This is a genomic window from Actinotalea caeni, from assembly GCF_009733795.1.
In the GTDB taxonomy this organism is placed as follows: domain Bacteria; phylum Actinomycetota; class Actinomycetes; order Actinomycetales; family Beutenbergiaceae; genus Pseudactinotalea; species Pseudactinotalea caeni.
In genome coordinates this window covers 381523-398144 of sequence record NZ_WNXX01000001.1, presented here as the reverse complement: position 1 = coordinate 398144, position 16622 = coordinate 381523, and the positions used below count along the sequence as shown (strand labels likewise).

Sequence of the window (16622 nt, the reverse complement as noted above, 5' to 3'; positions counted from 1 at the left end):
CGCACCGAGACCTCTCGGTGCCCACCCACCCCCGAGGAGATCCATGGCTGACCCGACACCCGCCGGAAGCAGTGGCGCCGAGGCGGACGTGGCGACGGGTCGGCCTGACGCATCCGAGATCGACAGGCGGGCCAAGGACGTCGTCGCCCGCGTGCTCGCACGAGCCGGCACCGCGCTGCAGGACGACGCCACGGCAGGCTGGACCGACTACGACGGCGACCAGCTCGAGGTCGAGGAGCGCAGCGCGCTGCAGCGCGTGCAGGGCCTGTCCACCGAGCTCAGCGACGTCTCCGAGGTCGAGTACCGGCAGCTGCGGCTGGAGAAGGTCGTGCTCGTCGGCCTCTACAGCGGCAGCGGCCCCGCCCGCGCCGAGGCCGCCGAGATCTCGCTCCGCGAGCTCGCAGCGCTCGCCGAGACCGCGGGCTCGCAGGTGCTCGACGGCGTCCTGCAGCGTCGTGGCCAGCCCGACCCGGGCACGTACCTGGGGTCGGGCAAGGCTGCCGAGCTCGCCGACCTGGTGCGCGCCACCGGTGCCGACACCGTCATCGTCGACACCGAGCTCTCGCCGTCCCAGCGGCGCGGCCTCGAGGATGTCGTCAAGGTCAAGGTCATCGACCGGACGGCGCTGATCCTCGACATCTTCGCCCAGCACGCCAAGTCCCGCGAGGGCAAGGCGCAGGTCGAGCTCGCGCAGCTGGAGTACCTGCTGCCGCGCCTGCGCGGATGGGGCGAGTCGATGTCCCGGCAGGCCGGTGGCCGGGTCGCCGCCGGCGGTGCGGGCATGGGCTCGCGCGGACCCGGTGAGACGAAGATCGAGCTCGACCGACGGCGCATCCGCACCCGGATGGCACGGCTGCGGCGCCAGATCAAGGACATGGCGCCCGCGCGCGAGGCGCAGCGCCACGCCCGCCGCGCCGGGCACGTGCCATCGGTCGCGATCGTCGGGTACACCAACGCGGGCAAGTCCTCGCTGCTCAACCGGCTCACGGGCGCCGGCGTGCTCGTCCAGAACGCGCTCTTCGCCACGCTGGACCCGACCGTGCGGCGCAGCGCCACCCCGGACGGCCGCGTCTACACGATCGCCGACACGGTCGGGTTCGTGCGCAGCCTGCCCACCCAGCTCGTCGAGGCCTTCCGGTCCACGCTCGAGGAGGTGGCGGGTGCCGACGTCGTGCTGCACGTCGTGGACGCCTCGCACCCCGACCCCGAGGGCCAGCTGACCGCGGTCCGCGACACGCTGCGCGACATCGAGGGCGTCTCGCGGCTGCCCGAGCTCGTCGTGCTCAACAAGGCCGACCTCGCCGAGCCGGAGACGATCGCGCGACTGCGCACCCGGGAGCCGGACGCCGTCGCCGTCTCGGCGAAGACCGGCGCCGGCGTCGAGGAGCTGCAGGAGCGCCTCGCCGAGCTGCTGCCGCGGCCCGCCGTCGAGGTCGACGTCGTCGTGCCCTACCAGCGGGGCGACCTCGTGCACCGCGTTCACGTCTCGGGCGAGGTCCTCAGCGAGGAGCACACCGCCGACGGCACCCGGCTGCACGCGCGGGTGGACGGCGCGCTCGCGGCCGAGCTGGACCGCGCCGTCGCCCTCTGAGCAACGCTCCGGCGCCGGGTGGCGGTCGGACCGGCGCGTGCTGACCGCGGCCGCCGTCGACGGTGCGACGATGTCGGACGTGCCGTCGCCCGAGGTCGCCCAGCCCGACGACGTCCTGCCGCTCGGCGAGCTCGAGGACGTCGACGAGGTGCTCGACGCCGTCGTCGCCCGGATGGGCGGCGCCCGACGCGACGGGCAGCACGAGATGGCGCGCGCGGTCGCGAGCGCGCTGCAGCACGGCGAGCGGCTGATGGTGCAGGCCGGCACCGGTACCGGCAAGTCGCTCGCCTACCTCGTGCCGACGCTGCTGCACACCGTGCGCAGCGGCGAGCGCGCCGTCGTCTCGACCGCGACGCTCGCGCTGCAGCGGCAGGTGATCGGGCACGACCTGCCGCTGGTCGCCGACGTCGTCGCCGACCGGCTGCCCCGCGAGCCCTCGGTCGCCCTGCTCAAGGGCTGGCACAACTACGTCTGCAAGCACAAGATCGCCGGCGGCTACCCGGCCGAGGAGGACGCCGCCCTGTTCGACGTCGCGGCTGCGGCGCCGTCGGCGGCGGAGGAGCACCCCGCCGGCGCCGGCCGCGAGGACTCGCTCGGCGCCCAGGTCGTGCGGGTGCGCGCATGGGCCGAGGAGACCGCCACCGGGGACCGCGACGACATGGTGCCCGGCGTCAGCGACCGCGCGTGGCGCCAGGTCTCCGTGACCGCGATGGAGTGCCTCGGCCCCACGTGCCCGCTGCGCAGCGAGTGCTTCCCCGAGGCGGCGCGGCAGGCGGCCCGGGCGGCCGACGTCGTCGTCACCAACCACGCGATGCTCGGCATCGCCGCCTCCGGGTCGCCGGGAGCGCTGCCCGAGTTCGACGTGCTCGTCGTCGACGAGGCGCACGAGCTGCCCGCGCGGGTGACGGCACAGGCCTCGGTCGACCTGACGGCGCCCGCCGTCGAGCGCGTCGCCCGGCTCGCCCGGCGGCACGCCGCCGACGCCGCGCAGGCGCTCGAGGACGCCGGCTCGGTGCTGCGCACGGTGCTGACCGAGACGCCGGAGGGGCGGTGGGCCGACGCGCTGCCGCCCGAGGTGGAGGGCGCCGTCCGCGCGGTCGGCGACGCGGCGCGCCAGGTCGTCTCCGCGATCAAGCAGGACAGCGTCAAGGCGGGCGCGTCGCAGGGCGACGCCGGCGGTGCGCTCGTGCAGACCCGCTCGGCGGCGCTCGTGCTGTTCGAGATCGCCGACCGGCTGCTGTCCAACCGGCTGAAGAACCGCCAGGACGTCGTCTGGTGCAGCCGCGGCAGCGGCCCCGGCGAGCCGACGCGCATCAACGTCGCGCCGCTCGACGTCGCCGGCCCGATCGCGAACGCGCTGCTGGCGGACCGCGGCGCGGTCCTCACCTCCGCCACGCTCACCCTCGGCGGCACCTTCGACGCGACCGCCGCGGCGGTCGGGCTGGGTGGCGGCGACTACCGCGCGAGCGAGGTGCCGTCGCCGTTCGACTACGGCAAGCAGGGGATCCTCTACGTCGCGCGGCACCTGCCGCCGCCCGGCCGCGACGGCACCGACCCGCGGGTGCTCGACGAGATCGCCGAGCTGATCGAGGCCGCGGGCGGGCGCACGCTCGGCCTGTTCTCCTCGCGCCGTGGCGCCACCGCAGCCGCAGAGGCGATGCGCGAGCGGCTCGACGTGCCGGTGCTCGTGCAGGGCGAGGACTCGATCGCCTCGCTCGTCCGCGAGTTCACCGCCGATCCCGCCGCCTGCCTGTTCGGGACGCTGTCGCTGTGGCAGGGCGTCGACGTCCCCGGCGACGCGTGCCAGCTCGTGCTCATCGACCGCATCCCGTTCCCGCGACCCGACGACCCCGTGATGTCCGCGCGCGCGGAGGTCGTCGCGCAGCGCGGCGGCAACGGCTTCATGGCGGTCTCGGCCACCCACGCGGCGCTGCTGCTCGCGCAGGGCGCCGGGCGCCTGATCCGGCGCGTGCAGGACCGCGGCGTGGTCGCGATCCTCGACCCACGGGTCGCCAAGGCGCGCTACGGCAGCTTCCTCACCCGGTCGCTGCCGCCGCTGTGGCCGACGACCGACCCCGCCGTCGTGCGGGCCGCGCTGCGTCGGCTGCGCGACGAGCAGCCGACCTGAGCACGCAGGACCGGGCGCGGCGCGGGTGCCTCAGAGGGCGCGGAGCACGCTGACGACGCGGCCGAGGATCTCGCCGTCGGTCCCGTCGATGGGGGAGTAGGCCGGGTTGGCGGGCAGCAGCCAGACCTTGCCGTTGTCGCGCTTGAGCGTCTTCACGGTGGCCTCGCCGTCGATCATCGCGGCGACGATCTCGCCGTTCTCGGCGACCTGCTGGCGCCGGATGACGACGTAGTCGCCGTCGCAGATCGCCGCCTCGATCATGGAGTCGCCGACGACCTTGAGCAGGAAGAGCTCGCCCTCACCGACCAGCTGACGGGGGAGCGGGAAGACGTCCTCGACCGCCTGCTCGGCGAGCATCGGGCCACCGGCGGCGATGCGACCGACGACCGGCACGTAGGACGGCGCGGCCGCGGTGGTGTCGCCGTCGTGCAGGGTCAGGTGCCGGCCCGCGCCCTCGGCGGCGACGGCCACGTCGTCGTCGGGAGCGACGATCTCGATCGCACGGGTCGAGATCGGGTCGCGGCGCAGGTAGCCCTTCTCCTCGAGCACCTGGAGCTGGTACTTCACCGACGACGGGCTGGCGAGCCCGACCGCGTCACCGATCTCGCGCATCGTGGGCGGGTAGCCGCGCGAGGCGAGACTGCTGCGGATGGCCTCCATGATCCGCTGCTGACGCTCGGTCAGTCGTGAGCCGGTCCGCACGTCCGGGTCGGTGGGGGTCATCGATGGCTCCTGTCTCGCGCCGGCTTCTCCGCGACATCTCGCCGATCCCGGGTGCCGGGTCGACCGCGTCCCGAGGCCCGTCGGGGCGGATGTCGGTGGTGCGTGGTGGTGTGGACCTCGTGAGAACAAGCGTACGAGCAGGGCACCTGCAGGACAAACATCCGTTCGACCCGCGTGTCGGCGGCGGCGCGGGCGCGCCCTGCCGCGCCGCGCACGTCGGGGCGGCGCCGTCCGCTGCGCGCCCCGCGGCGACGACGGCGGCGACGCCCGGCGGCGTCGATCTCGACACGCTCCGAACATGCGTGCTAGTGTCGAACACGCGTACGACGAACGTGCGTACGACCGATCGGCGGCCCGAGGCTCGCCGGGCGGCCGTCGCACCGGCTCCCGCCCTTCCCCCTCGAGGAGTACCGATGAGCGCTCTGGCCCACCCCGCACCGTTCTCCGGCTCGGTCGCACCGCTGCCGCGCCGGCGCCACCTCGCGCTCGTCCCCGCTCCGCAGGAGGCGCCGCTGGCCGACGTCATCCCGTTCCCGGTGCAGGCGCAGCCGGTCGGTCGACCGGCGGCCCGTCCGGTCCCTGCCCGGCAGCCGGCGCGCGTCGCCGAGGCGGAGGCGCCGCTGCGGCTCACCGTCCGCGGTCGGCGCGTGCTCGCGACGCTGCTGGTCGTCGCGGCTGGGGTGGTGGGATCGGTGCTCGGGGCCGTGGTCTCCTCGGACGCGACGCCCGCGGAGGTGGAGACGATCACGGTCCCTGCCGGCGAGACCCTGTGGGGCATCGCGAGCCAGGTCGCCGAGCCCGGTGCGGACGTGCGCGACGTCGTCGCCCAGATCGCCCGCCTCAACGACCTCGAGGGCTCGACGATCGTGGCCGGCTCGGAGCTGGTGGTCCCCGCGCGCGACTGAGGCGCGGGTGCCGCCGGTGGGCTCGGGTTGCGCTGCCCTCGCCCGGCCACCTAGATTCCTACATCTAGTACTTACAGTGGTGTGATCTGACAGATGTAGCGTCTGCTCGGGCTCGGCGCGGCTACGGCCGCACCGGCGCGACGGACGGCCGTGGCGAGGGGAGCCGGTGCGTGCACTGCCCGTTCTGCCGTCATCCCGACTCGCGCGTGGTCGAGACCCGGACGGCCGACGACGGGGCGTCGATCCGCCGTCGTCGCCACTGCCCGGAGTGCGGCCGTCGCTTCACGACGCTGGAGACGACCAGCCTCGTCGTCGTCAAGAGATCGGGCGCCGCGGAGCCGTTCAGCCGCGACAAGATCGCCGCGGGCGTCCGCAAGGCGAGCCAGGGCCTGCCCGTCGGTGACGACGACATCGCGCGGCTGGCCCAGCAGGTCGAGGAGTCGATCCGCAGCACCGGTGCCGCGGAGGTCGACGCGCACGAGGTGGGCCTGGCGATCCTCGGCCCGCTGCAGGAGCTCAACGAGATCGCCTACCTCCGCTTTGCGAGCGTGTACCGGGGGTTCACCTCGCTGGAGGACTTCGAGGCCGCGATCACGGCGCTGCGACACGACCGCGACCGCCGCACGGCCGACGAAGCCCAGGACGAGGAGCCGGACGGGGTCGTAGGCTGACAGGGCTGCCGTCGGCGGCGCCGGAGGGGAAGCCGGCGCTGTCGACGGCTTTCAGTATCTTGCTTCATTCCTACAAGAAGAAGTTATGATCTTCATATGGCTGGAATGATGTGTGCGGCTGTCCTCGGGGACCTCGTCGACTCGCGCCGCACGAAGGACCGCGCCGCGCTGCACGCGCGGTTCCGCGAGGCCATCGAGCGCGCCAACGCCGAGCTGCAGCCGCGCACGCCGCTGCGCATCACGGTCGGCGACGAGTACCAGGGCGCCTTCGACACCGTCGGCCAGGCGCTGCACGCGGCGCTGTGGCTGCGGCTGCAGCTGCTGCCGCTCGGCGACCTGCGGCACGGGATCGGGTGGGGCGAGGCGCGCGTGCTCGAGGAGGAGCCGCGCGTCGAGGACGGGCCCGCCTGGTGGGCGGCGCGGGCGGCGATCGAGACCGCCGAGAGCGAGAGCCGCCGGGCGGCCACGCGCGCGGTGCGGACCCGGTACGAGCGCGCTCCCGGCAGCGACGGCCCGGACGCCGGCGCCGTCAACGCCGCGCTGCTGTGCCGCGACCAGCTGCTGGCGCAGGGCGACGAGCGTGCCCTGCGGCTGCTGCGCGGCCTGCTCGCGGGCCGCACCCAGGTCGAGCTGGCCGAGGACGAGGGGATCTCGCCGTCGGCGGTGTCGCAGCGGGTGCGCAACGACGGGCTCGCGGTCATCGTCGCGGCCGACGAGATGCTGCGGGAGGTCGCATGACCTGGCTGGCCCTGCTCCTGGTGGGCTGCGGCGTCGTCGACCTCGCCAACCGGCAGCGGGCGCCGCGGTGGCTGCCGCCCGTGCTCGGCGCGGGCGTCGCGCTCGTGCTCGGGCTGCTCGCCGGCCAGACCGGGCTGCGGCTGCTCGCGCTGCTCGTGGTCGCGGCCCTGGTCGTGCTGTGGAGCCGCACCGTGGCCCGGGCCTTCGACGGCGGCCGGGCGTGGCCGCCGCTGCTCGTGCTCGGTGGCGGCGTCCTGCTGGCGCTGGTCACCTCGGGCCTGGTCGCACCCGCGGCCGGCCCGCTCGACGGCTGGTGGCACGGGCTGACGTGGCCGCTCGCCCAGGGCGTCCCGGTCGAGCGTGCGCTGCTCGTGCTGGGCGTGCTGCTGCTGCAGCCCAGCACCGGCAACGTCGTCGTCCGGCTCGCGCTGGCCGCGACCGGGACCGTCGACCCCGCCCGCACCGCGACCCAGGCCGCGGCCGACCCGGGCGACCCCTCGCACGAGCTCAAGGGCGGGCGGCTGCTCGGCCCGATGGAGCGGCTGCTCATCGTCGGCCTCGGGCTGGCGGGCAACCTCACCGCGGCGAGCATCGTCGTCGCTGCCAAGGGGCTGCTGCGGTTCCCCGAGCTGAGCTCGCGCAAGGAGCAGGAGCAGGTGCACCGCCTGACCGAGTACTTCCTCGTCGGGTCGTTCGTCAGCTGGATGATCGCGCTCGGCTCGCTCGCGATCCTGGCAGGCTGAGCGCGTGCTCGTCGCGATGGCCGGTCTTCCCGGCGCAGGCAAGAGTGCTGTCGCGGCGGCGCTGGGGCGCGAGCTGCGCGCGCCCGTGCTGGCTGTCGACGCCGCCGAGGCCGCGATGTGGCGATCGGGGATCGACGCGACGCAGCGCGACGGGGTGGGGCTCGCCGCCTACGCCGTCGTGCACACCGCGGCCGCCGCCGCGCTCGACGCCGGTCACACGGTGGTCGTCGACGCCGTCAACGCGGTCGCGCCGGCGCGCGACGCCTGGCGCGGGCTCGCTCGCGAGCACGGTGTCGCGCTGCGCTGGATCGAGGTGGTGTGCTCCGACCCCATGCTGCACCGCGCCCGCCTCGAGGAGCGCGGCAGCCGCTACGCGGAGCTCGCCGAGCCGACGTGGTCGCAGGTGCAGGCGCGCGTCGTCGAGCCCTGGGACGACGACCGGCTCGTGCTCGACTCGGTCCGGCCGCTCGCCGAGCTCCTCCCCGAGGCGCTGCGCCACGTGACCGGCCGGCACGCCGGTCGATAACCGCTGGTACGGGCCGACGCCGTCGGGCAGGCTGGGAGCAGGACGAGGGTAGGGAAGGATGAGCCGCATGAGCGACGACAAGAGCACCGAGGACAACCCGCTGGCCGACGCCAAGGCGAAGATGCGCGAGGCGCTGGAGCGCAAGAAGGAGCAGGAGCACCTCACCGCGGAGGGCCGGCGCAACACCGGCCAGGTGCACGGCTCGGAGGTCGCCGGCGGTCGGCGGATGTTCCGCCGCAAGTCGGGCGGCTGAGAGCTGCCCGCCCGCTAGCGCGAGGCGGTCGCCTCGAGCACCCGGACCCGGATCGTCGGGTCCATCGCCTCGAGCTCGGCGACCGCCTCCGCGGGCACCGGCGCGTCGACGTCGGTGGCCACGTAGCCGATGTCGCCCCACGTGCCCAGCACCTGCGACTCGACGTTGACGCCGACCTTCGACAGCGCCTGGTTGACCCCGGCGAGCACGCCCGGCACGTTGCGGTGCAGGTGGGCGATGCGGTGCCCGCCCTCGCGCGGCCGGTCGAGGATCAGCGAGGGCACGTTGACCGAGAGGCTGGTCGTGCCGTAGTCGACGTAGTCGCGCAGCTTGGCCGACACGAACAGCCCGATGTCCTGCTGGGCCTCCTCGGTCGAGCCGCCGATGTGCGGCGTGAGGATGACGTTGGGCAGGTGGCGCAGCTCGGAGTCGAAGGCGTCGCCCGCGTTCTTGGGCTCCTCAGGGAAGACGTCGACGGCGGCCCCGACGATGTGGCCCGACAGCACCCGCTCGCGCAGCGCCCCGTAGTCGACGAGGAAGCCGCGCGAGAGGTTGAGGAACACCGACCCCGGCCGCATGCGCGCGAACTGCTCGGCGCCGAACATGCCGGCGTTGCCGGGGCGCCCGTCGACGTGCAGCGTGACGATGTCGGCGACCTCGAGCAGCTCGTCGAGCGACGACATCCGCACCGCGTTGCCGAGCGCGAGCTTCTCGGCGGTGTCGTAGAACACGACGCGCAGACCGAGCGCCTCGGCGACGACCGACAGCTGGGTGCCGATGTTGCCGTAGCCGACGATGCCCAGCGTGCGGCCGCGCACCTCGTGCGCGCCGGTGGCCGACTTGTCCCAGACGCCGTCGTGCAGCGCCTTGTCCTTCTCGGTGAGCCGGCGGGTCAGGGCGATGATCTCGGCGAGCGCGAGCTCGACGACCGAGCGGGTGTTGGAGAACGGCGCGTTGAACGCCGCGACCCCGGCCTGGGCCGCGTGCCGCAGGTCGATCTGGTTGGTGCCGATGCAGAAGGCGCCGATCGCGAGCAGCGACGGGGCGTTGTCGATGACGTGCGCCGTGACCTGCGTCTTGGAGCGGATCCCCAGCAGCTCGACGCCGTCGAGGGCGCTGATCAGCTCGTCCTCGTCGAGGGCGCCGCGCAGCGTCGTCACCTCGACTCCGGCCTTCTCGAGCGTCTCGCGGGCGAGTGCGTGCACGTTCTCCAGCAGCAGGGCCTTCACACGTCCATCGTCTCAGGCGCCCGAGCCGACCGACGCCCCTGGACCACACAGTGGGACGCACGTCACGCCCCTCGTGCCGGACGGTGCGCGCCCGATCAGCCCTCGGCCTGCTCGAACCCCGCCGGCAGCGGACGGCTGTGCACGACGTCGAGGTGGCGCGTCGGGCGGGTCATCGCGACGTAGAGGTCGCCCGCACCGGTCGCGGCCTCGGCGATCGCGGCCGGCTCGACGAGCACGACGTGGTCGAACTCCAGGCCCTTCACCCGCTCGGGGTCGAGCACGACGAGCGGTGCGGTGAGGTCGGCCTCGCCCTCGACGCCCAGCGCCGCCGCCATCTCGGCCCGCGACGCCCTGGCGGTGACGACCGCGACGGTGCCGCCCGCGGCCTGCGCGCGCTCGACGGCCTCGCGGACGGTCGCGACGACGTCGTCGGTCGGCAGCAGCCGGACGGCGTCGGGCTCGTCGCGCGCCGAGCGCACCGGCGAGGGCGGGCGGTCCGGGTCGGCCGCCGTCGCGACGGCCACGGCGAGGTCCATGACCGAGCGCGGGGTGCGGTAGTTGATCGTCAGCTCGACGAGCCGCCAGTCGCCGCGCAGCGGGCCGTCGAGCGCGTCCTCCCAGCGCCGCACGCCGGCGCGCGCGGAGGTCTGGGCGACGTCGCCGACGATCGTCATCGAGCGGCGCGGGTTGCGCCGCAGCAGCGCCCGCCACGCCATCTCGGACAGCTCCTGCGCCTCGTCGACGACGACGTGCCCGTAGGTCCAGCCGCGGTCGGCGAGCGCGCGCTCGGCGGTCGTCAGGTGCGGGCCGGACTCGGCGAACCGGGCCGCCAGCTGCTCGGCGGTGACCAGACCGCCGCCCAGTCCTTCGCCGAGCACCTGCTGGGCGTACTCGAGCTCCGAGCGCCGCTGCGCCTCGGCCTCCTGGCGGGCGCGGCTGCGCTCGGCGGCGTCCTCGGGGCCGATCAGCTCGGCGGCCTCGTCGACCAGCAGCACGTCGGCCGGCGTCAGCGGTGCGTCGGCCGGGCGCTCGAGCAGCCTCAGGTCGGCAGGTGTGAGGTCGCCGCGAGCGGCCTCGGCGAGCCGGTGCGGCTTGGCGAAGAGCTCGGTCACCAGGCCGGTCGCCGTCAGCGGCATCCAGCACAGGTTGAGGGCGACCCGCACGTCGCGCGCGGTCCGCAGCTCCTCGACGAGGTCGGCGCGCTCGTCGGGGTCGACCCCGCCGAGCGCCTCCGCGTACTGCCTGGCGAGCACGGTGAGCATGTGCCGCACGAACGTCACGCGGCCCTCGTTGTGGGTGCGGTGGGCGCGGCGCGCACGCGCGTGGCCCTCGCGGACGTCGCTGGGCAGCAGCCGCACGGTGTGCGACCCGACCTTGAGGTCGCGCGCCGGCAGCACCCGCTCCTTGGCGCGCACGGCGCGGGCGATGATGCGTGACCACACCGCGCGGCCCTTGATCTCGGCGACCTCGTCCGGCTCGCTGCCGGTCGCGGAGACGCCGGGCACGAGGTCGGCGAGGGTGAGCGACACGACGCCGGTCTCGCCCAGCGAGGGCAGCACGGCCTCGATGTAGCGCAGGAACACGCGGCTCGGCCCGATGAGCAGCACGCCCGAGCGCTCGAGCACCTCGCGGTTGGCGTAGAGCAGGTAGGCGGCGCGGTGCAGCGCGACCGCGGTCTTGCCGGTGCCCGGCCCGCCCTGCACGACGAGGATGCCGTCGGCCTCGGAGCGGATGACGGCGTCCTGCTCGGCCTGGATGGTGGCGACGATGTCGCCCATCCGCCCGGTGCGGTGCGCGAGCAGCGCGGACATGAGCGCGCCCTCGCCCGCGAGCGGCGTGGCGTCGTCGAGACCGTCGGCGTCGAGGAGGTCGTCCTCGACCGAGATCACCCGACGGCCGCGGGTCTGCAGGTGCCGTCGCAGCACGACGCCCTCGGGGGAGGCGGCGGTCGCCTGGTAGAACGGCCGCGCCGCGGGCGCGCGCCAGTCGGTCAGCAGCGGCACCTGCTCGGCGTCGGAGACGCCGATGCGACCGACGTAGCGCCGGGCGCCGTCGTCGAGGTCGAGACGGCCGAACACGAGGCGCTCCTCGACCGCGTCGAGCTGCGCGAGGCGGTCGGCGTACAGCGTCGCGAACGCGTCGCGCTCCGACCGGTTCTGGTGCGTCCCGGAGGCGCCGGCGCGCTGCACCGACCGCAGCCGCCGGCGGGCGTCGTCGCGCAGCTCGTCGATGCGGTGGTAGACCGTGTCGACGTAGCGCTGCTCGTGCGCGAGGGCGCGCTCGAGCGCGGACGTGGCCTCCTGGTCGTCAGGCACGTCATCAGGCACGATGGAGCGGTCCCCCTCGGTCGGGTTCTGTCGGGTCGGCGGCTGCACGGGCGGCCGTCCATTATCCACCCCGCGGACGGGCGAGGGTGCGGACGGCCTCGCGCGGGCGCCGGCGGCCTCGCGCGGGAATGCGATCGTGCTGAGTCGTGTTGCGTAGGCGAGGAGGATGAGGTGCGCAACCCAGCTGAGCTCTACACCACCACAGGCGCCCAGGGGCGCCGTGCGGCGGTGCTCGTGCACGCCCTGTCGGGATCGGTCGACGCGGGCCACGCGGGCCGGCTCGTCGCCGAGCACCTGACCGCCAAGCTGCCGAGCGAGCGCGTGGCGACGTTCGACGTCGACCAGCTCATCGACTACCGCTCGCGTCGGCCCGTCATGACCTTCGACGGCGGCTCGTGGGTCGACTACGAGGCGCCGAGCCTGGTCGTCGACCTGCTCCGCGACGACGAGGGCGTGCCGCTGCTGCTGCTCCACGGGCTCGAGCCCGACCTGCACTGGGAGGCGTTCGTCGCCGCCGTGCGGCAGATCATCGACGACTTCGGCGTCACCGCGACCGTCGGCGTGCACGGCATCCCGATGGGCGTGCCGCACACGCGGCCCGCGACCGTGACGGCGCACGCCACCCGTGCGGACCTGATCCCCGACCACCCGAGCTTCTTCGGCTCGCTCAAGGTTCCGGGGTCGGCCGCCGCCCTGCTCGAGCTGCGCCTGGGCGAGGAGGGGCGCGACGCGCTGGGCTTCGCGGCGAACGTGCCGCACTACCTGGCGCAGACCGAGTACCCGCAGTCCGCCGCCGAGCTGATCCGGCAGGTCTCCCGCGCGACCGGCCTGAGCCTGCCGGTGGGCGACCTCGAGGCCGAGGGTGCCCGCGTGCTCGCCGAGATCGAGCGGCAGATCGAGGGCTCCGAGGAGGTGCTCGCGGTCGTGCGCGCGCTCGAGACGCAGTTCGACAGCTTCGCCGAGGACGCCGCCAGCCGCGGCCGCGCGCCGCTGCTCGCGCAGACCGAGGAGCTGCCGAGCGCCGACGAGCTCGCGGCCCAGGTGGAGGCGTTCCTCGCCGGCAAGGACGGCACCGCCGAGGAGCCGGGCGCCGACGGCTGAGCGACCGCCGAACGAAATGCGAGCGCTACTCTGTGGCGCCCGCGCGGGGCCCGTGCAAGACTGCCGACGTTGCAGGTTTTCTCTACGTTTTTCCGGGGCATGACCCAGAGCACGACGTGGGTGAGGCATTGCGGCACAACGAGCCGGTCTACCCGAGGTCGGCTCATGGAAGTCCCGGAAGGACACGCAACAGATGGCACAGGGAACCGTCAAGTGGTTCAACGCTGAGAAGGGCTACGGGTTCATCGCCCAGGACGGCGGCGGCGACGACGTCTTCGTCCACTTCTCGGCGATCCAGGCCGATGGCTACCGTTCGCTGGACGAGGCGCAGCGCGTCGAGTTCGAGATCACCCAGGGCCCCAAGGGCCCGCAGGCGGAGAGCGTCCGTCCGCTCTGAGACGCCCCTGACGCGCCCCCGACCGGCGCGTGACGACGGGCCCGCACCTCTCCAGGTGCGGGCCCGTCCGCGTGTCGGCGCGGCGCGTCCGCCCACCGCCCTCGCCGAGATCGAAGAGACGTGTCGAGATCGAGGAGATGTCTCCGCGATCTCGGCCCAGAACCTCGATCTCGGCCCCGCGCGGACCGACGGCGGCGGTCAGCCGGCCGCGGGCGGCGGCGGGTCGGTGAGCGGGGTGGCGCCGGCGACGAAGTCCTCGAGCTCGGCCTCGCCGACGAGACCCGCCGGCACCGGCAGGGTGCGCAGCGCGCGGGCGAGGCCGTCGCGCTCGACACGGGCGTGCGAGGCGGCGAGCACGACGTTGCCGTACCGTCGCGCCTTGAGGACGCTCGGCTCGCCGATCGCGACGACGTGGGGGAACACCGTCCGCACGGTCGCGGCCTCGCGCCGCGCGGTCTTCATCGGCGGGGAGTCGGCCAGGTTGGCCAGGTAGAGGCCGTCGGGCCGCAGCCGCCGCGCCACCTCCTCGGTGAACTCCAGCGTGCGCAGGTGATCGGGCACGTGCCTGCCCGCGAAGGCGTCGCGGACGACGACGTCCGCGCCGGCCTCGGGCAGCGTCGCCAGCTCGGCGCGCGCGTCGCCGACCCGGATCCGCAGCCGCGGCGAGCGCGGCAGGTCGAACCACTCGCGCACGCGCTCGGCGAGCTGGGCGTCGATCTCGACCGCGAGCTGGCGCGGCTCGGACCACCGCGCGTCGACCGCACGCGCGAGCGTGCAGCCCGCGCCGCCGAGGTGGACCGCGCGCAGCCGGTCGACGTCGCCGTGGGTGGCCCGCAGCACCACCATCATCTGCTGCATGTACTCGAAGACCAGGTGGCTGGGGTCGTCGAGGTCGAGGTGCGAGCTCTCGACGCCGTCGAGCAGCAGCATCACGCCGTCGGTGTCGGACCTCAGCTCTACGGTGGCGGTCGAGGTGATGACCGGCTCGTCGGGCAGCAGGGAGGGGGCGCGGCGCCTGGGCATGCCTCGAGGGTAGGGCTGCGGCACACCGGCCCCGACCCTTGACGGATTCGTACGAATGTTCGACAATGGACACCCGCCGAATGGCGGGGCGAGCGGAGGGAAGGAGGCCGAGGTGGTCACGACCATGCGAACCGCGGTCGGGTACCCCGCGGCGCACCAGCTGCTGCGTCGGGCGCAGCTCGAGCTCGACGCCGCCGATGCCAGCGCCGACCCGCAGACGGCGTTCCTGCACGCGCACATGGCGGCGATCCGGACCGCCTCGGCCGTGCTCGCGATCGCGCCCGGCGCACCGCGGCGCCGCCGTCGGGTGCTCAGCGTCTGGGAGCAGCTCGCCGAGGCCGGCCCCGCGTGGGAGCGCTGGGCCGCGACCTTCGCGGCCGGGGCACCCGTGCGGGCCGCGATCGAGGCGGGGCGGCTCCCCGAGCTCGACGAGCGGGTCGCCGCCGTCGCCCTCGACTCGGCACGCGACTTCCACGACGAGGTCCGCGCCACCGTGCGCGAGGCCGAGACGGTCGCCGTGCCGTCGCTCGCGTCCTGAGGCGCGGGCGAGCGGCGTGGTGCGATGAGCTGGGCGACATGAGTGGGGTGGCGTGAGCAGGGCCCCGCGGAACGAGAACGTCCGCCGGGACTGGGGTGGCGACGACAGCGCGACGCCGATCCTCCACGTCGACATGGACGCGTTCTTCGCCGCCGTCGAGCTCATCGACCGACCCGAGCTGCGCGGGCTGCCGGTGATCGTCGGCGGTGCGCAGCGTGGCGTCGTGCTGTCCGCCACCTACGAGGCCCGCGCCGCAGGCGTGCGCTCGGCGATGTCGATGGCGCGTGCACGTGCGCTGTGCCCGCACGCGATCGTCATCCCGCCCGACCACCACCGCTACCGCGACGTCTCGACGGCGGTGATGCGGATCCTGGGCGACATCACCCCGGTCGTCGAGCCGCTGAGCATCGACGAGGCGTTCCTGGACGTCTCCGGCGCCCGCCGCCGCATCGGCTCGCCCAGCCGCATCGGCGAGCTGATCCGGCAGCGGATCGCCGACGAGCTGCAGGTGACCGCGTCGGTCGGGATCGCGTCGACGAAGTTCGTGGCCAAGCTCGCCTCCAGCCACGCCAAGCCCGACGGGCTGCTGCTCGTGCCGCACGAGGCGACCGTGCCGTTCCTGCACTCGCTGCCGGTCGGTGCGCTGTGGGGCGTGGGGGAGCGCACCGAGGAGGTGCTGGCGCGCGCCGGCATCCGCACGGTCGCGGAGCTCGCGCACGCGCCGATGGGCACGCTCGAGCGCGCGCTCGGCGGCCACGGCAGCAAGCGGCTGCGCGACCTCGCGTGGGGGCGCGACCCGCGCTCGGTGCAGCCGGTGCGGCACGAGAAGTCGATCGGGCACGAGCAGACCTTCGGCACCGACCTCACCGACGTCGCCGAGATGACCGCGGCGCTGCTCGACTTCTCGCACCGCTGCGCCGCCCGGCTGCGCGCCGGTGGGCTCGTCACCGGCTGCGTGTCGATCAAGGTCCGGATGGCCGACTTCACGACGCTCACGCGCTCCCACACGCTCGACGCCCCGACCGACGTCGCGCACGACATCTACCAGGCCGCGCGGCAGCTCCTCGCGGGCGTGACGCTGCCCCGCGACGGGGTGCGTCTGCTCGGCGTGCGGTGCGAGGCGCTCAGCGACGCGTCGACGACGTTCGTGCAGGTCCCGCTGGATGCGGCCGGCCCGGAACGTCGGGTCGCGGAGCGCGCGATGGACCAGGTGCAGGCCCGTTTCGGACGCGCCGCGGTCACGGCCGGGTCACTCCTGCGCCAACCAACTACCGAACCTGACGGAGGGGACATATCCTGAGGGTGCACCCGGTGGACAACGGGGCAGAACCGGAGGTGACATGCCTCTCTCCGAGTACGAGCAGCGCGTGCTGGACGAGATGGAGCAACAGCTCCGCTCCGACGACCCCAGACTCGCGAAGGCGATCTCGGGTGGCGTGCCGAGGCGCCCGCTCCACGTCGCGCTCGGCGGGGTCGTCGTGCTCGCAGGGATCGGCCTGCTGTTCGCGGGCCTCTTCTACGCACAGATCTGGCTGGGCCTGCTGGCCTTCGTCGCGATGTTCGCCGGCGTGCTGCTGGCGCTGCGACGGCCGCAGGCCTCGGGGGAGCCGACCGCACCGGCGCGGCAGGGCGACAACGTGCGCCCGCTCCGCCAGCGCAGCACCGGGTCGTCCTTCATGGACCGCCTCGAGGAGCGCTGGGACCGACGCCGCCGCGACGACCGCTGACG

The 16622-nt window shown here is 74.4% G+C and carries 17 protein-coding genes; 13 read left to right on the top strand and 4 right to left on the bottom strand.

Annotation, left to right across the window (positions count from 1 at the left end; translation table 11 throughout):
• Positions 1–43 precede the first annotated feature (43 nt).
• Both hflX and GPA02_RS01860 read left to right on the top strand, forming a co-directional pair.
• Positions 44–1591: a GTPase HflX gene (gene hflX, locus GPA02_RS01865; protein ID WP_156198119.1), complete on the top strand. Its 1548-nt coding sequence runs from the start codon at positions 44–46 to the stop codon at positions 1589–1591.
• A gap of 70 nt (positions 1592–1661) precedes the next feature.
• Complete coding sequence (locus GPA02_RS01860; protein WP_156198162.1) at positions 1662–3719, top strand: ATP-dependent DNA helicase; 2058 nt, start codon at positions 1662–1664, stop codon at positions 3717–3719.
• Positions 3720–3749: 30 nt separating this feature from the next.
• On the opposite strand, the gene lexA is transcribed toward GPA02_RS01860, so the two are convergent.
• Complete coding sequence (gene lexA, locus GPA02_RS01855; RefSeq protein ID WP_156198118.1) at positions 3750–4442, bottom strand: transcriptional repressor LexA; 693 nt, start codon at positions 4440–4442, stop codon at positions 3750–3752.
• Positions 4443–4855: 413 nt separating this feature from the next.
• Between lexA and GPA02_RS19505 the strand changes: the two genes are divergently transcribed.
• From GPA02_RS19505 to GPA02_RS01825, 6 genes are all read left to right on the top strand, one after another.
• The gene (locus GPA02_RS19505) at positions 4856–5347 is read left to right on the top strand and encodes a LysM peptidoglycan-binding domain-containing protein (RefSeq protein ID WP_156198117.1); all 492 of its coding nucleotides are present in this window, start codon (positions 4856–4858) and stop codon (positions 5345–5347) included.
• A gap of 170 nt (positions 5348–5517) precedes the next feature.
• A complete protein-coding gene (gene nrdR / locus GPA02_RS01845; RefSeq protein ID WP_156198116.1) occupies positions 5518–6018 on the top strand; it encodes a transcriptional regulator NrdR in 501 nt (166 codons plus the stop codon).
• A gap of 96 nt (positions 6019–6114) precedes the next feature.
• Positions 6115–6756 (top strand): SatD family protein, encoded by a 642-nt coding sequence (locus GPA02_RS01840; RefSeq protein ID WP_204986464.1) that lies wholly within the window; start codon positions 6115–6117, stop codon positions 6754–6756.
• A complete protein-coding gene (locus GPA02_RS01835) occupies positions 6753–7499 on the top strand; it encodes a hypothetical protein (protein ID WP_156198115.1) in 747 nt (248 codons plus the stop codon). The genes GPA02_RS01840 and GPA02_RS01835 overlap by 4 nt, the downstream gene beginning before the upstream one ends.
• Positions 7500–7503: 4 nt before the next feature.
• A complete protein-coding gene (locus GPA02_RS01830) occupies positions 7504–8025 on the top strand; it encodes a P-loop nucleotide/nucleoside kinase family protein (protein ID WP_156198114.1) in 522 nt (173 codons plus the stop codon).
• A gap of 67 nt (positions 8026–8092) precedes the next feature.
• Positions 8093–8278 carry a DUF5302 domain-containing protein gene (locus tag GPA02_RS01825; protein ID WP_156198113.1) on the top strand — a complete coding sequence of 62 codons (186 nt, stop codon included), beginning with the start codon at positions 8093–8095 and terminating at the stop codon, positions 8276–8278.
• Between the two features lie 14 nt (positions 8279–8292).
• Here the strand turns inward: GPA02_RS01825 and serA are convergent, their stop codons facing one another.
• Together serA and GPA02_RS01815 are read right to left on the bottom strand one after the other, a co-directional pair.
• Positions 8293–9507, bottom strand: coding sequence for a phosphoglycerate dehydrogenase (gene serA / locus GPA02_RS01820; protein WP_156198112.1), 1215 nt, complete (start codon positions 9505–9507; stop codon positions 8293–8295).
• 95 nt (positions 9508–9602) lie between these two features.
• On the bottom strand, positions 9603–11822 hold the full coding sequence (locus GPA02_RS01815) for a HelD family protein (protein ID WP_156198111.1): 2220 nt from the start codon (positions 11820–11822) through the stop codon (positions 9603–9605).
• Between the two features lie 183 nt (positions 11823–12005).
• On the opposite strand from GPA02_RS01815, the gene GPA02_RS01810 reads away from it, so the two are divergent.
• Together GPA02_RS01810 and GPA02_RS01805 are read left to right on the top strand one after the other, a co-directional pair.
• The gene (locus tag GPA02_RS01810) at positions 12006–12935 is read left to right on the top strand and encodes a proteasome assembly chaperone family protein (protein WP_156198110.1); all 930 of its coding nucleotides are present in this window, start codon (positions 12006–12008) and stop codon (positions 12933–12935) included.
• Between the two features lie 193 nt (positions 12936–13128).
• Positions 13129–13332 (top strand): cold-shock protein, encoded by a 204-nt coding sequence (locus GPA02_RS01805; RefSeq protein WP_156198109.1) that lies wholly within the window; start codon positions 13129–13131, stop codon positions 13330–13332.
• A 198-nt stretch (positions 13333–13530) separates the two neighbouring features.
• Here GPA02_RS01805 and GPA02_RS01800 read toward each other — a convergent pair whose 3' ends face one another.
• Positions 13531–14355: a spermidine synthase gene (locus GPA02_RS01800; protein ID WP_156198108.1), complete on the bottom strand. Its 825-nt coding sequence runs from the start codon at positions 14353–14355 to the stop codon at positions 13531–13533.
• A 112-nt stretch (positions 14356–14467) separates the two neighbouring features.
• On the opposite strand from GPA02_RS01800, the gene GPA02_RS01795 reads away from it, so the two are divergent.
• From GPA02_RS01795 to GPA02_RS01785, 3 genes are read left to right on the top strand one after another with little or no spacing between them, the layout of a single operon-like run.
• Positions 14468–14893 (top strand): SAV_6107 family HEPN domain-containing protein, encoded by a 426-nt coding sequence (locus GPA02_RS01795; protein ID WP_156198107.1) that lies wholly within the window; start codon positions 14468–14470, stop codon positions 14891–14893.
• A 52-nt stretch (positions 14894–14945) separates the two neighbouring features.
• Complete coding sequence (gene dinB / locus GPA02_RS01790; RefSeq protein ID WP_156198106.1) at positions 14946–16193, top strand: DNA polymerase IV; 1248 nt, start codon at positions 14946–14948, stop codon at positions 16191–16193.
• 40 nt (positions 16194–16233) lie between these two features.
• Positions 16234–16620 (top strand): DUF3040 domain-containing protein, encoded by a 387-nt coding sequence (locus tag GPA02_RS01785; RefSeq protein WP_162457668.1) that lies wholly within the window; start codon positions 16234–16236, stop codon positions 16618–16620.
• Positions 16621–16622: the final 2 nt, after the last annotated feature.

Bases quoted from the DNA above. Each gene is read 5' to 3' on its own strand.
- GPA02_RS01805 (WP_156198109.1), top strand. From the start codon at position 13,129: ATGGCACAGGGAACCGTCAAGTGGTTCAACGCTGAGAAGGGCTACGGG.
- hflX (WP_156198119.1), top strand. From the start codon at position 44: ATGGCTGACCCGACACCCGCCGGAAGCAGTGGCGCCGAGGCGGACGTG.
- GPA02_RS01840 (WP_204986464.1), top strand. From the start codon at position 6,115: ATGGCTGGAATGATGTGTGCGGCTGTCCTCGGGGACCTCGTCGACTCG.
- GPA02_RS01860 (WP_156198162.1), top strand. From the start codon at position 1,662: ATGTCGGACGTGCCGTCGCCCGAGGTCGCCCAGCCCGACGACGTCCTG.
- GPA02_RS01825 (WP_156198113.1), top strand. From the start codon at position 8,093: ATGAGCGACGACAAGAGCACCGAGGACAACCCGCTGGCCGACGCCAAG.
- GPA02_RS01835 (WP_156198115.1), top strand. From the start codon at position 6,753: ATGACCTGGCTGGCCCTGCTCCTGGTGGGCTGCGGCGTCGTCGACCTC.
- GPA02_RS01800 (WP_156198108.1), bottom strand. From the start codon at position 14,355: ATGCCCAGGCGCCGCGCCCCCTCCCTGCTGCCCGACGAGCCGGTCATC.
- GPA02_RS01785 (WP_162457668.1), top strand. From the start codon at position 16,234: ATGCCTCTCTCCGAGTACGAGCAGCGCGTGCTGGACGAGATGGAGCAA.
- GPA02_RS19505 (WP_156198117.1), top strand. From the start codon at position 4,856: ATGAGCGCTCTGGCCCACCCCGCACCGTTCTCCGGCTCGGTCGCACCG.
- lexA (WP_156198118.1), bottom strand. From the start codon at position 4,442: ATGACCCCCACCGACCCGGACGTGCGGACCGGCTCACGACTGACCGAG.